We start from the raw sequence: 14,496 nt of genomic DNA, 5'->3' as shown, positions 1-14,496 counted from the left end.
CATGGACTAGGCTATTGTTTGACAATATAAGGATTAGTTATTACGATGAAAAGCGTACTCCATTACCAATAGACTTGCTGGCTCATTTTTAAGAACTACCTTACGATAAGGCACTGGGATAAAGATGAATAGTAATGAATTGAAATCATTCCTGATGGTCTATGAGTACCGTTCCTATTCCTTAGCGGCCAAACGGCTATTTGTAACTCAATCGACCATCAGCAAACGAATTAATAATCTTGAAAATGAATTCAAGACAAAGCTTTTTGAAATAAAATCGAATATGGTGATGCCTACCATAGAAGGAAAATTATTAATTCCCTATGCGCGTCTCATTTTGCATACCATGCTGGATGCTGCTGCTAATCTAAATGAGCCTGATTTTAATTCCGTTCCTATTTATATTGGTGTTTCTATTTATCCTGCACTTCATTTCCTGCCTAATTTTATTGAGTTTTTAAAAACAAAAGAAAATCATTATCCCCAGTTTCATATTAAGCAGATGGCAAAACAAGAATTAATTCCAGCATTACAAAATGGAATTATTGATTTGGTGATAACAACCGAAGACTTGTCGATAGATCATTCGATTAAAAGTACCCGCCTTCAGGAGGAGCCTATTGTTATTGTTGCCGCGTCTGATCATCCATTGGCGAGAAAAAAGAAAATTAATCTTCAAACGCTGTCAAGGCATGGTTGCATACTCACAGAGTCTGGTTTTTCCATTCGAGATAAATTAGAACGTCTTTTTGCACAGCATGGGATATCCTTGTTAATCGACCACGAACTATTTTCAATTGATTCAATACAAAAACTGGTAAAAACAGGAATTGCATGGACTGCTCTTCCTGACTCTTATTGCGACCATGATTTAATCAAACTGGATCTTGACGATTTTTCGGAAAATATTACAACCTGTTGGTATTGCCCCAGAAGTCGCGGCGATTCAAAGATAATTCAATATATTGCGAAATTGTTCAGGGAATCACTTTCTTCTGACAAGATGAATCCAAGACCTGGATAAAATTTATTTAAAGCTGCTATGTCAAGACGATATGACTCGCTTCGCTATAGGAGAGCAATCGAGTCATTATCTGTTTCTTGACTCAGAATGTGTTTAAATTCAATCAATGAGCTACAATTTAAGTCAAGAATTAACAAAAATGAGTTTAATCATGAGTTATAAGGATACGAAATATCATCGTCTTGATAGTAAAATTCTAATTCTTGGGTTTGGCAGTGTCGGGCAGGCCATTGTGCCGCTCCTACTGCATCATTTGGAGATGTCGCCTTCACAAATTATTGTTTTAACACAGGATACCATCGGGGAGGCCATTGCCAAAGAGCAGGGGCTAAGCTTCGTAAGAGAACTGATTACCCGAAATAATTACCTTAATGTGCTCAATGAATTAATGAACCCTGGTGATTTTCTGATTAATCTGTCCACTGGGATTTCAAGTCATGATCTAATCAAATATTGCCAGCAAAAACATATTCTTTATCTCGATGCCTGCACCGAACCGTGGCTGGATGTTAAGCCTAAGCAACATTCTTTTCATACCCGTTATGATTTGCGTCAGGGCGTACTCAAGTTGAAAGAAGAGCAAGGGGCTACCGCAATCCTTACTCATGGAGCCAACCCTGGCCTGGTATCGCATTTCATAAGACAAGCTTTGTGGAATATGGCACAGGATAACGAGCTATCCTGTTCTCTACCCGCCACTCAGGCTGAATGGGCAAAACTGGCTCATACGCTGGGTATCAAGGTGATTCATATTGCGGAACGGGATACGCAAGTGAGTAATCGTTTCAGAGTGCCGGGGGAGTTTGTCAATACCTGGTCGGCTGAGGGTCTGATTGCGGAGGCCAGCCAGCCCGCCGAATTGAGTTGGGGAACACACGAGCGTCATTGGCCTGAGGATGCAATTCATCACACCTTTACCAATGATGGGGCAATTTATCTTAAACGTACGGGAGCAAGCACTAAAGTCCGAACCTGGACTCCGACGCATGGTCCTTTTTATGGTTTTTTAATTACGCATGCGGAATCCTTAACCATTGCAGATTTTCTAACCATTAAAAATGATAGGGAAGTCAGTTATCGGCCTACGGTTCATTACGCATATTATCCTTGTCCGGATGCGACCTTGTCGCTCCAGGAATACGAGGCAAGCAATTGGACGCTAGAGCATCGCAACCGCTTAATCATCCAGGATGTGGTGGAAGGTACTGATGAGCTGGGTGTATTGCTTATGGGGAATAAAAAAGGAGCTTACTGGTATGGTTCGCAATTATCGATCCATGAAGCCAGAAAACTGGTCCCCTATAACAATGCCACCAGTTTGCAAGTGGCAGCCGGCGTATTGGCAGGAGTTATCTGGGCGTTGAAAAATCCAAATCGAAGCATTGTAGAACCTGAAGACATCGATTTTCAGTTCGCCTTGCAGATTGCCTGGCCCTATCTGGGTAAAGTGGCAGGTTACTATACCCGATGGACTCCGCTTGAAAACCGGCAGCGCTTATTTTCCGAGAAATTGGATATGAGCGATCCCTGGCAATTTCTAAATATCCGGGTGGAATGAGATCTTTTTTGCCAGATACTTGCTTTTTTCTGCACTCAGTTTAAAGTTGCTGCATAACCAGTAGGGGAGCAGCAATGATTAAACTGAAACAGGCGCTAAGCCAGCTGATTTTTATGGGACGCTGGCTTCAGGCGCCCTTATATTTGGGTCTGTTATGTATTTTGGGGGCCTATGTTTATCGATATATTATCGAGTTATTTCATCTGATTTCACATATCAATGGACTTGATGACACCGAAATTATGTTAGGGGTGCTTGATCTGATTGATGTGGTGATGATTGCCAATTTATTAATCATGGTGATTATGGGAGGCTATGAGACCTTTGTGTCTCATTTACAGCTTCATGCCCATCCCGATCAACCGGAATGGCTGGGTGAGCTGGACGCGGGCGCAATGAAAATTAAACTGGCCTTGTCACTGGTGGGAATTTCATCCATCCATTTATTGCGCACATTTATTGATCCGACCAAACATGGAAACGATACCATCATGTGGCAGGTTGTTATTCATCTGACCTTGCTGGTGTCGGTTCTGGGAATTGCCTTTACCAATCGTCTGCTGTTTAAAAGCAGGTGACCCAAAATCCTCTCTCCCTCAGGGAGAGAGTTAGAGAGAGGGATTTAATGGGAGAGGGAATCTTCTCTTAAAAATGATTAGACAATCGCTACATCTTGACGGAAGGGATCGGCAATCACCGTGTTGGTGTCGACTTGTTCCAGGGCATGGCAATAATTCTGGCGTTTAACGGGATCCTGTTCTTTGGCACAACGTTCCTGGTAAACAGTGATCATGGCATCCTCTTTGGGTGTAGCAAAAGAAATTACAGGAAGTAAGCATAAGATTAATGCGATCTTTTTCATAAAGAATACCCTTTGGCTGGTTGCTAAAACCCGTCTATGATAACAGGTTAAATTCATTCCCGATAGATGTAATTTAATAAAGGCTGTAAGATATTCTTACAATCTATTGCGAATTCATATTGTTGTGAATGCAATGAAGCACTTCCTGAATGTCACTGTCCAAAGGAATGACATGTGCTGAATTTTTTAGCCAGTGAATCTGAATATGGGGTTGCCCGGCAAATCGAGCGGCCACTTTATGAGAGGAAATCACTTTATCATGGCAGCCAAGAAAAACATCCGTCGGGCAGCATGGCAGGCTAAAATTGAAGTTGCGGATGAGGCTTAGAATTTCAACAATCGTATTAAGCGGCAACTGGCGATAGGCAATTTCACAGCTCGAAGGGTTCAATATATTGCCAGCAGCGCTTCGCAGGCGAATAAACCCCATCTTGCGTAAGACTCTGGCAAGATGAAGGGTTTTCGACAAGGTATAGGGTAAATCAAGTGCTGGCGCCAATAAATAAAGATGGTGGAGTTTGAATTCAAACCCCAGATGACAAGCCAGCAATCCGCCGAGAGAAAGTCCTAACACATCAACCTGCTCGTATTCATCTATCAGTTTTGCACAAACGTCCTTGACGTACTCCAGCCAATCGGTTGCCTTTATGCCGCCAAATTCGGCAAGATTGCTGGCATGACCAGGGAGAATGGGGATTACTATGGCATCATAGCCTTCAAAACCGGCTAACAATTCCCTGAATACGGCCGGAGAAGAAGAAAAGCCATGTAGAACCAGCAAGGCTTTCCGTTTGTGCCCATTTCGTCGATCAACGGCCTTTAATAATGAGGCTTGCTCTGGTTTCAATACCGATAACTGCACCCCCTGCCGCATACAACGAAAATCATCGAGATTCATAATGGACCTTGCTCAAAAATTGAAAAGAAAATGTAAACACTGTTCTTTACTGATTTTTTTAATGAATAGTTTGGTATAGTGAATCATACAAGTTTTACCCGCTTTCTCAAAGCGGTGCAAGCTTGGGTAGCTGCTCCTTATGGCAGTTTATGCTATCTTTAAGAAACAAACGGTTTTTATTATAGGTGTTGATATGCCCGATATGACTCCTTCGGATAGTGCATCCTCTTCCATGAATCAGCTTGATGGAATGATGGATCAAATGTCACCCAGTGATGACAAAAATAAAGAAAAAAAAGAACCCTGGCAGCAAATGATGGATGACATGAATGATATGGTTCAACAGTTTAACGGTATGCTCACTGATACGGTGACAGGCGGGCTAAGCAGTCTGACAGGCGGCAATAGCTTTGACCAGGTTGCCTCTTTATTTAATCAAAGCCAGTCTAATGGCTCTTCATTCGGTAATACCGCGACAGCGGATGCCTCAATGGAATCCACCGCGGGTATGGCTGCAGGCATGCTTTGACAAGTAATTCTTCCTTCGCAGACGGGCTTTAGCGTCTGATGACACTGTCCTAAGATGTTATCTACGTCCCATGGCTTGTTCCATAGGTATCTTGGACATCTCTGAAAAGAGAGTTTGCTTCTCGCTTCCACGTCCCTCGGCTTGACCGAGGGAAGTAGGAATAAGGGTTAAAGCTTAAGTAAGTGCCATTGGGCTTAGCGCCCGTCTCGGAAAAACATTAATCCGTTTGTGGGTCTAATTCAGGATTGCCATTGACGACCTGATTAATTCGGGTTTCCAGCGAATTAATAAACTGCGTGACCTGATGACGCTGTTGCTCCTGCTGACGCTGGCAAGTGATCAGCTCATGGCTAATGTGAATGGCGGCGAGCAGCAGATTTTGAAATTCATCCAATTGTCTGAACTTTTTCTTGTTCGCAAGCAACTGCTCATTTAATTTCTGGCCGGCACGCTGTAAATTATCCACTTCGTGATCAGGACATTTTATTTCATAAGTCTTATTTAACAATCGAATTGAACAGGCTTTTGATGTAGTCATAGCAGATGCCTTGGCAATATTTCAGCGACATTCGGACAGTTTAACAATTTTGGTTTGTTCCAGCAAATCAGTTATTATAATCAGAATAAGAAGTAGAATAGAATTCAATCTTTTTTAATATTTATCTTCAGAGTTTAATTATGTCCAATGAATTTACCCACTTACGCCTCCCTGCCTACCAGACTTTTGACGAAAAAGTGTCCGTACTGAATTTACCGATTTCCAGCAGTGAGTTACATGGCGTTTTATGCGGTTATTTATGCGCTGGAGCAATTAGTGAAGGAGAAACCTACGTTCGGGCCTTAATGATCGATTACCGGAAAAACGAGGAAACCAAGCTTGCGGCGATGGCAATGTTTGATGTTTACTCAGTCAGTCATCATCAAATCAACAATATGGATTTTGATTTTCAGTTGCTGCTTCCCGATGAACATATTCCGCTAATCGATAGAGCGAAAGCGTTTAGCGAATGGTGTGAGGGATTTACCCAGGGTTTGACTATGGCGGGCATTGGATTAATGGAGCTAAAAGAAGAGGAGTCACAGGAAGCTTTGCAGCATCTTCAGGAATTTGCCGAACTGGATTATCAGTCGCTGGAAGTGGATGAAGATGATGAAAAGGCCTTAATGGAAGTCAGTGAATATGCCAGAATGGCTGTGCTTCGTCTTCATGGCGATTTAAATAAAAATCAATCGAATCGAGGAACCTCGACTAGTACGCATTAAGGATAGAGACGCATGATAAGCCAACAAGAATATCAGCAAAGACGATGTCGCCTCGCGCAGGCATTACCAGCCAATAGCCTGGCTATCATCCCGGCAGCCGATGAATTATTGCGCAATGGGGATAGCCACTACCGTTTTCGGCAGGACAGTCATTTTTATTATCTGACCGGCTTTCAGGAGCCACAAGCCCTTCTGGTCATTATGGCAGGCAATGAAGGCGATACGCTGTTATTCAACCGCCCGCGCAACGCCGCTATGGAGCAATGGACCGGCAAGCGCCTGGGGCAGGAAGAAGCTGGCAGGGTCTTAGGGGTGAAACAGGCATTTGCTATTGAGGATTTAGAGCAGCGTCTGCCGGAGTTACTGCTGGGCCGAACGGCGGTCTATTATACGCTTGGGCGAAAACGGCATTATGATGAAGTAATTCTGGGGGTGATTGATCGTCTGAAGAAACAGATAAGACGCGGGGTTGCTGCACCTGAGGCGATTGTTGATGTGGACTCGCTCATCAGTGAACTCCGCTTGTTCAAAAGCGAGGCTGAAATCGGTCTGATGCGGCGAGCGGCTGACATTTCGGTTGCGGCTCACAAAAAAGCCATGCAAAAATGCCGGCAGTTTGCATATGAGTATGAGCTGGAAGCGGAGTTGATGCATGAATTTATTAGCCAGGGATGCCGCAGTGTCGCCTACGATCCTATCGTAGGCTGCGGTGAAAATACTTGTATCCTTCATTATAACGATAACAATCAACCGCTTAAGCATGGTGAGCTGGTTTTAATTGATGCCGGCGGCGAATACCAGAATTATGCGGCTGATATCACAAGAACATTCCCTGTCAGCGGTCATTTTTCCCCTGAGCAGCGAGCGGTTTACGAGCTGGTGTTAAACGCACAGAAAGCTGGCGTGGCTTGCATTCGACCAGGATTGCCCTGGGTGGAAGTTCAGCAGATTATGATTAGAATTTTAACGGCCGGTCTGATTGAATTGGGATTGCTGGCCGGCGATGTCGATGTACTGATTAAAACTGAAGCCTACAAGCCTTTCTATATGCATAACTCCGGACATTGGCTAGGCCTTGACGTTCATGACTGCGGTGCATACAAAATCAATAATGATTGGCGTTTGCTGGAACCAGGCATGGTTTTAACGGTTGAGCCTGGAATTTACATAAGCGCAGGAATGCCCGGTGTGGATGAGAAATGGTGGAATATCGGCGTAAGGATTGAGGACGACATTCTAGTGACAGCCACAGGCCATGAAAATCTGACGGCCGCATTACCGGTTGAGGTAGACGATATTGAACGCCTCATGCAAAGCTGAACAAGAGACTGACATTCTAATCGTTGGCGGCGGCCTGGCCGGCGCCGCCCTATTGCTGGCTTTAGCCGATTCGGGATACCGTTGTCTTCTTATTGAAGCCCAGTGCTTTTCTGACAGAATTAGCCCCGAGTTTGATGCGCGAACGCTGGCCTTATCGCCAGCCAGCATCCGCATTCTGCAAATGCTGCAGGTCTGGCCGCGCTTGCAGGAGCATGCCACCGCGATAGAGGCTATTTATGTCTCCGAGCAGTCGCGTTTTGGCGGGACACGGCTTTTTAAAAACAATGAGGAGTCGCTTGGTTCTGTAATTGAAATGCAGCACATTAATCAGGCATTACACGCCATGCTCGACAAGCAAAGCATTCTTGCACCTGCCAGGCTCATTAACTGGGATAAGGAAAAGCAGATAGCTCGAATTCAGCAGGGCGAGCAAACTCGAGTGATTAAAACCAGCTTGCTGGTAGCAGCCGATGGAATTAATTCGTCTGTAAGGCGGCTTTTAAATCTGCCAGCCGAGGTCAAAGACTATCATCAGGTGGCCGTGGCCGCGAATATTGGTCTGGCGCGATCGCATGCCCATTGCGCCTATGAGCGGTTTACTGCAACCGGCCCCATGGCCATGCTGCCGATGAGCGGGCAGCGCTCCTCCCTGATCTGGGCTATGCCGCCAGCCGCAGGGCAAGAGCTAATGGCGCTCGATGACAAGGCATTTCTTCAGCGTCTGCAAAAAACATTTGGTTATAAGCTCGGCCGTTTCATCAAGGCGGGCAAACGTCATTTATTCCCGCTGCAGCAGGCCATTATGCCGGTACAAATTCAGTGGCCGGTAGTTTTTGTGGGCAATGCGGCGCATACCTTGCATCCTGTTGCAGGCCAGGGCTTTAATCTGGGATTGAGGGATGTGGCGGCTTTAGCACAGTTAATAATCGAAAAGGGGCTTAATCCTCCCATGCTTACCGCTTATCAATCGATGCGCCGTTACGATCAGAATGCGATAAGCTGGTTCACAGACGGCCTGGTTGAGTTGTTCACCAGCCGGTTGCCAGGAGTGGGTCTGGCCCGACGCATCGGTTTGCTGGCAATGGATAACTCCCCCATCCTGCAAAAATTACTCACCTATCATGCGCGAGGCTTTTCAGGTCAGGTTCCTGATTTGGCCTGTGGAATTGGTTTAAATCACGAGAAAAATAATGACAGAATCGGTTGATGTATTGGTTGCCGGAGGCGGCGTTGTCGGATTGACTGCCGCCTTGGCTATGGCCAGGCGCCAATATCGAGTTGCTTTGCTCGACGCCAGGGAGTTAAAGCCCTCTGAGGCGCCTGATCTGAGGGTCTACGCGGTTAATCAGGCATCTGAGCAGTTATTCAAGGCGCTGGGTGTCTGGAACAACATTCAGCAATCCCGGCACTCGCCTTACGAGGCAATGCTTGTCTGGGAAGCTAAAGGGGCGGCCATTGATTTCAACTCGCGGCTGGTGGGTGCCGATAAGTTAGGAACTATCATCGAAGAGGCGGTAATTAAAAATGCGCTGCTTAAGGCATTGCAACAATTACCCAACGTGCAATGCGACCCAGTTACAGAAATCATCGCCCTTGAGCCTTTACCAGATAAGATCTTAATTCAAAGTAAAGCGAAAAGCTGGGAAAGCCAATTGCTAATCGTCGCCGATGGCGCTGAATCACCCTGCCGCAAACTCTTAAAAGTCGACATTCACAATTGGCCCTATCATCAGCATGCATTGGTTGCCAGTGTACAAACCGAGCTGGCGCATCAGAAAACCGCCTATCAGATTTTTAATGGCGACGGCCCTCTGGCGTTTTTGCCGCTCAATACGCCACAGCAGTGTTCTATTGTCTGGTCAACGACTCCTGCAAGAGCCCGGCAGTTGAAAGAGTTGCCTGAAGCTGAATTTAATCAGCAGTTAACGGCTGCCTTTCAGAACAAACTCGGGCAAGTGGAAGTCATCAGTCCTCGATTTCAATTTCCCTTGCATATGCGCCACGTTAAACAATACGCAGGAGCGCATTGGATGCTGACCGGTGATGCGGCACACACGATTCATCCATTGGCAGGACTTGGTTTAAATGTGGGTTTGCAGGATATCGCTGAATGGATAGCCATTGTAGATCGAAGCGGGAAAAAGGCATTCAGTAAAACCATGCTTGCCGAATATCAGCGCGCCCGCAAAGCCAGCGTTTGGCAGACTATTTTGCTGATGCAGGCGCTAAAAAGCGGTTTTGCCAATCCGCTGCCGCCACTTCGTTTATTACGGGAATTTGGCCTGAAGTTTTGCAATCAGCTTACTCCATTAAAACGCTTGTTTATCGAACATGCCAACGGCAAGTAATTCAGCTCTTTTTGCTGTATTGCTAGTAAATCATTCGGGAATATGGTTTAATTTTAAACATGAATCAGCCCAAGAGGATCAATGTTGAAGGTTTGGCGAGTATTATCTGTCAGGTTATTACTGGCCCTTTTGCCCTGGAGCCCTTGCCACGCAGAAGCTACCCCGCCTCAACGCCCAAATGGTGACGTCTCATTATATCGCTGGACAGCCAATCCCAATCAGGAGGCCTTGCAGGTGGATGAGGCGAAAGCAAGGCTTGAGCAGGCGATTAATAATCCGGAATACATGCTCGATCACTGGATTGAGTTGCCCCTTTCTCCCGATGCCAAAAACAAAAAAGTACAGCATCTCAGTTTACGAGAGGCTATTTTGCTGGCTCTTCGCTACAATCCCAATATCCAGAGTGCGGAGCTGGATCGAATCATTCAGCGCTATCAATTACGTCTGGCGCATAATGAGTTTGAATTACAATATGCCCTTGCCGGCACCGCATCGATTGAAAAAAGCCGCTATGAAAGCGTGGGCACGGCAGTTAATAAAAACCTCATGGCATCGCCGGAGCTCGATTTAAAAACTAAACTGGGCACGCAATTATCCCTGGGCATTGATAATAATGTTTCCAATTACAATAGTTACAGCCCTGTTTTGAATTTTTCAGTCACCCAGCCTTTATTGCAGGGCTTTGGCAAGTCTGTGAATGAAGCGGGCTTGCTGGATGCCGTTGATGCCGAGCAGCTCAATAAAATAAACCTTCGACAATCCGTTATCGAGCAAATTACTCAGGTGATTACCGCATACCGCAGTCTGATTGTCAGCGGGAATAATCTTGAAAATCAGCGCTATCAATTGGAAGAAGCGCGCAAAACCTTTGAAATGAATGAAAAGAAAATTAAAGCCGGGCAATTGGAACCAACGGCCAATATTCAGCAGTCGTATCAGATAGAGTCTTTGAATTTAATGGTTGAGCAGGCTACTAATGAGTTTGAAAACGCCAGCCAGGATTTGCTACAGGCGATTGGTCTTGATCCGGCTATGCGTTTAGCAGTTCCCAATGATATTAAAGTGGATAAAATTATTGTGCCTGACTTACAGGAATCTATTCGTCTGGCTTTGGAAAACAACAGCAATTATATTGCCCAACAAATGCAGGTCAGGGCGGATGAGCGTGCTTACAAGGTGGCGCAAAATCAGCAGTTATGGCAGCTGGATGTGGGCGCCAATGTTCAGTCGGGCATGGTGACCGATGTGGATGGCAATAATGGTTTGCGCGGCATTTATAACGGGCGCAACATTAATCAATCAGCGCGGGTGAGTTTAACGGTTCCTTTAAACGACATCAGCCGCCGCAGCCAGCTGGTTAATGCCAAAGTGAAGCTGGAGAAAGACCGTTTGAACCTGGTAGCGAGCAGACGGGCTTTGATTACCACCATAACCAATACCATAACCACCATCCAAAGTCTGGCAAAACGCTATAAGCTGGCTGAAAAGCAAGTGAAGCTGGCCGCGCAATCCTATGCTTTGGAAAAAAAGAAATTGCAGGCGGGCATTGCCAGCGCTCTGGACGTTAGTAATACTCAAAATCAACTTATCCTGGCTCAATCCGGTTTAATTAGTGCTAAAATTGCCTACTTGAATCAATTGTCTACTTTGCAGCGTTTATTGGGTACGACATTAACGGAATGGAATATTCAACTCAGGTTTGGCGAATGAGATTTTTTAAATTAATAGTTTGTTGTTTTTTTCTGTCCTTGCTCAGTGGATGCAAAGAGGATTCCTCCACGCTCCAGCACGTGCAAAAGTTTGTAGTGAAATCCGAGCCATTAAACAAAACTCTGGCATTTACCGGTACTATTCAGCCTTTGAAAGAAAATACTCTGAGCAGTTCTATGGATGCCATTATCGAAACCATGAATTTTCATTACGGCCAATTGGTTCACAAAGGAGATGTCGTTATTGTTTTAAATTCCAGCGAGCTGCAAAAGCAATACAATGACATCCTGACCGACTATCTGAAAGCCAAAGATAGTTATAATGTCGCAAAAGCCAAATTCACCGGAACACAGGAGCTTTGGGATGCGGGATTGCTGTCAAAAAATAATTACCTTAGTGAAAAATCCAGTCTCGATACGGCACGTATCACATTAATGCAGTCAACACGAAAATTAAGTGAAATGCTCGAAAAAATGGATGACGGGGCGGATTTGTCCAGTTTAAGCCTCGCCGAATTTGACAAGGTCAGGCAGGCATTAAGCACCAATCATAATTTAATTCGCATAAAAGCGCCGGCCACCGGTATCCTGCTCTATCCTCCGAAAAGCGGTGATGATAAAAGCGGGCGTTTGTCGGTAGGATCTGCTGTCAAATCGGGTCAGGCTATCGGCTTGATTGGTGATATGAGCGGCATCAGCGTGGAAATTGATGTACCGGAAGTCGATATTGATAAAATACATCCCGGCATGAAAGCCAGTGTTTCAGGCGTGGCTTTAGGGCAGGAAGTGCTGCATGGCGAATTGGTTGCTGTCAATGCGCAGGCCACGGCAAATGGCGGCGCCCTTCCTTCCTTTTCTGCGATTGTGGAAGTAAAACATTTAAGCAAAAAACAACAGGCATTAATCAAGGTCGGAATGAGCGCTTCCATTGAGCTTGTTGTGGATGAAGAAAAACAATTGCTGATTCCGATTGCCGCGGTATCCAGGGAGAATGGCCGAAGCGTGGTTCAATTGCATAAACCGGATGGGGTAATCAGCAAGCAGCCGATAGCAACCGGGGCGACCCAAATGGATAAAGTGAGCGTGATTGCTGGTTTAAAGGAAGGGGATGTGATCGTCTATGACTAGCCCTGTTCTGATGCGTATGGACAATCTAAGTAAGCAATATACCATTGGCGGGATTAGCAGCCGCGTGCTGAAATCAATCTCGCTCACGGTAAAGCGAGGTGAGTTGCTGGCGGTGGTAGGTGCCTCAGGTTCTGGTAAATCCACGCTAATGAATATCATGGGCTTGCTGGATAAAGCCGACGAGGGAGACTATTATCTCAACCAGCAATCAGTCGCACAATTATCAGAAAACGATTTGGCCATTCATCGCAATCGTAATATAGGGTTTGTCTTCCAGCAGTTTAATTTATTGCCTCGTTTCACTGCCCGGCAGAATGTCGCGCTACCGCTAAGCTATCGTGCAGTTGCAGCGGCTGAATCAGAGAAACTGGTGACGGCGGCCTTAGCGCGCGTCAGTATGGAGAAGTTTGCCCATCATAAGCCAAGCCAGTTGTCCGGAGGACAACAGCAGCGCGTCGCCATTGCCAGGGCTTTGGTTACGGAACCAGAGGTTATTTTAGCGGATGAGCCGACCGGCGCACTGGATTCCAAAACAGGCACCGAAGTGATGAATTTGTTCCTAGCGCTTCATGCAGAAGGCAGAACGATTATCATGGTGACCCATGATGAGCAAATTGCCGCGCAATGCCAGCGGCGGATTGTACTTTCCGATGGTGAGATTGTCGGATGAACTGGCTTAATCATTTTCAACAAGCCCTGGTGAATCTGACTGCCTCCAAGATGCGATCCTTTTTGGCTGTATTGGGGGTTCTCGTGGGTACGGCCGCGATTGTCGCATTGATCAGCTGCGGGCAGCTGGCCACTGAGAAGGCATTGGAGCAGTTTAAGGCACTAGGCACTGATTTGCTCGCGGCTACTGTATTTCAGAAAGAGCGGGGTCAATCCACTATTCAGTCTGAGCTGCCCTTGTCATTCTGGCGCAGCTTGCCATCTACTGTGCCGTCCATTCTGAAAATTGCACCTTATGCCACGGCCTATCAACCGGTCAGTTTTAATGGACGACCCTTGCAGAGTGCGATAATTGGTGCCGATGACAGCCTGGCTGATATTATTCATATCAAACTGGAGCGCGGTTATTTCGTCTCGTTTCTCAGTACCTTCGAGCACTTCTGTGTCATCGGTGATGATCTGGCCCGCCAGATCCGTGAGATCACATTAGATGATCCTATTGGCAAAAAAATTCGTATTGGCAATTCGCTGTATACGATTATTGGAGTGGTGCAGCGATGGCAGGAAAATGGTTTTTTCAATGAAGATGTCAATCATTCGGTGATTGTACCCGTGGCAGGTATTTCCTTAATCAGCAAAGATAGTAAAGTGAATAACGCGGTGATGTTATTAAAGCCGGAGAGTGATATTGATCTGGTCATCAACCAGATCAAACAGCAGGTGGAATCGCAGGCACCACGTCTGACTTTATTCACGCGCAGCGCCAAACAGATTATTGCCAGCATGGAAAGTCAGGGGCAGATTTTTACCTTACTCTTGGCGGTCATTGGTGGTATTTCTCTATTGGTGGGCGGAATCGGCGTGATGAATGTAATGCTGGTTTCAGTCAGTGAGCGTAAAAAAGAAATCGGGATACGCAAGGCAGTCGGTGCGAAAAACAGTGAAATACAGAATTTATTTCTGGTTGAATCGGTTCTGCTTTCATTCCTTGGCGGCGGCTTGGGTGTAATACTGGGGCTCGTATTTACGCGTATTGTCGCCTATTTTAGCGACTGGACTTTTATTCTGCACAGCCTGCCGCCATTGGCGGGTTTTGCTGTCTCAGTCGCTACAGGCATCTTCTTTGGCTTCTATCCGGCAAGGCGCGCATCAAAACTTGAACCCATCATGTCCTTGCGCAGCGAATAA

General features: G+C 45.9%; 15 protein-coding genes. 12 read left to right on the top strand and 3 right to left on the bottom strand.

What is annotated here, in order from left to right:
- The first annotated feature begins 124 nt into the window (after nt 1-124).
- The 3 genes from DYH61_RS14570 (at nt 125) to DYH61_RS14560 (ending at nt 3,160) form a co-directional block, all read left to right on the top strand.
- Nucleotides 125-1,024 carry a LysR family transcriptional regulator gene (locus tag DYH61_RS14570; protein ID WP_058506994.1) on the top strand — a complete coding sequence of 300 codons (900 nt, stop codon included), beginning with the start codon at nt 125-127 and terminating at the stop codon, nt 1,022-1,024.
- A gap of 151 nt (nt 1,025-1,175) precedes the next feature.
- Nucleotides 1,176-2,582: a saccharopine dehydrogenase C-terminal domain-containing protein gene (locus DYH61_RS14565; RefSeq protein WP_058506995.1), complete on the top strand. Its 1,407-nt coding sequence runs from the start codon at nt 1,176-1,178 to the stop codon at nt 2,580-2,582.
- Between the two features lie 74 nt (nt 2,583-2,656).
- Nucleotides 2,657-3,160, top strand: coding sequence for a TIGR00645 family protein (locus DYH61_RS14560; RefSeq protein ID WP_058506996.1), 504 nt, complete (start codon nt 2,657-2,659; stop codon nt 3,158-3,160).
- Nucleotides 3,161-3,237: 77 nt separating this feature from the next.
- On the opposite strand, the gene DYH61_RS14555 is transcribed toward DYH61_RS14560, so the two are convergent.
- Complete coding sequence (locus tag DYH61_RS14555; RefSeq protein ID WP_058506997.1) at nt 3,238-3,444, bottom strand: hypothetical protein; 207 nt, start codon at nt 3,442-3,444, stop codon at nt 3,238-3,240.
- Nucleotides 3,445-3,547: 103 nt separating this feature from the next.
- Nucleotides 3,548-4,342, bottom strand: a complete 795-nt coding sequence (locus DYH61_RS14550; protein WP_058506998.1) for an alpha/beta hydrolase — start codon at nt 4,340-4,342, stop codon at nt 3,548-3,550.
- 139 nt (nt 4,343-4,481) lie between these two features.
- Between DYH61_RS14550 and DYH61_RS14545 the strand changes: the two genes are divergently transcribed.
- A complete protein-coding gene (locus DYH61_RS14545; protein ID WP_058506999.1) occupies nt 4,482-4,871 on the top strand; it encodes a hypothetical protein in 390 nt (129 codons plus the stop codon).
- Nucleotides 4,872-5,088: 217 nt separating this feature from the next.
- Here DYH61_RS14545 and DYH61_RS14540 read toward each other — a convergent pair whose 3' ends face one another.
- Complete coding sequence (locus DYH61_RS14540) at nt 5,089-5,409, bottom strand: cell division protein ZapA (protein WP_058507000.1); 321 nt, start codon at nt 5,407-5,409, stop codon at nt 5,089-5,091.
- 140 nt (nt 5,410-5,549) lie between these two features.
- On the opposite strand from DYH61_RS14540, the gene DYH61_RS14535 reads away from it, so the two are divergent.
- The 8 genes from DYH61_RS14535 to DYH61_RS14500 all read left to right on the top strand — a co-directional run bounded on the left by DYH61_RS14535 (nt 5,550) and on the right by DYH61_RS14500 (nt 14,496).
- On the top strand, nt 5,550-6,134 hold the full coding sequence (locus DYH61_RS14535; protein WP_058507001.1) for a UPF0149 family protein: 585 nt from the start codon (nt 5,550-5,552) through the stop codon (nt 6,132-6,134).
- A gap of 12 nt (nt 6,135-6,146) precedes the next feature.
- Complete coding sequence (gene pepP, locus DYH61_RS14530; protein ID WP_058507002.1) at nt 6,147-7,454, top strand: Xaa-Pro aminopeptidase; 1,308 nt, start codon at nt 6,147-6,149, stop codon at nt 7,452-7,454.
- Entirely contained in the window at nt 7,432-8,661 is a 1,230-nt protein-coding gene (locus DYH61_RS14525; RefSeq protein ID WP_058507003.1) for an FAD-dependent monooxygenase, read from the top strand. The genes pepP and DYH61_RS14525 overlap by 23 nt, the downstream gene beginning before the upstream one ends.
- Nucleotides 8,645-9,802: an FAD-dependent oxidoreductase gene (locus DYH61_RS14520; RefSeq protein WP_058507004.1), complete on the top strand. Its 1,158-nt coding sequence runs from the start codon at nt 8,645-8,647 to the stop codon at nt 9,800-9,802. The genes DYH61_RS14525 and DYH61_RS14520 overlap by 17 nt, the downstream gene beginning before the upstream one ends.
- Nucleotides 9,803-9,883: 81 nt before the next feature.
- On the top strand, nt 9,884-11,512 hold the full coding sequence (locus DYH61_RS14515) for a TolC family protein (protein ID WP_058507005.1): 1,629 nt from the start codon (nt 9,884-9,886) through the stop codon (nt 11,510-11,512).
- Nucleotides 11,509-12,639, top strand: a complete 1,131-nt coding sequence (locus DYH61_RS14510; protein WP_058507006.1) for an efflux RND transporter periplasmic adaptor subunit — start codon at nt 11,509-11,511, stop codon at nt 12,637-12,639. Before DYH61_RS14515 ends, DYH61_RS14510 begins: the two co-directional genes overlap by 4 nt.
- Nucleotides 12,632-13,309 carry an ABC transporter ATP-binding protein gene (locus DYH61_RS14505; RefSeq protein ID WP_103989287.1) on the top strand — a complete coding sequence of 226 codons (678 nt, stop codon included), beginning with the start codon at nt 12,632-12,634 and terminating at the stop codon, nt 13,307-13,309. Before DYH61_RS14510 ends, DYH61_RS14505 begins: the two co-directional genes overlap by 8 nt.
- Entirely contained in the window at nt 13,306-14,496 is a 1,191-nt protein-coding gene (locus DYH61_RS14500; RefSeq protein WP_058507007.1) for an ABC transporter permease, read from the top strand. Before DYH61_RS14505 ends, DYH61_RS14500 begins: the two co-directional genes overlap by 4 nt.

Source organism: Legionella quinlivanii (assembly GCF_900461555.1).
Classification (GTDB): Bacteria; Pseudomonadota; Gammaproteobacteria; order Legionellales; family Legionellaceae; genus Legionella_C; species Legionella_C quinlivanii.
This window is presented reverse-complemented; position numbering and strand designations above follow the sequence as displayed.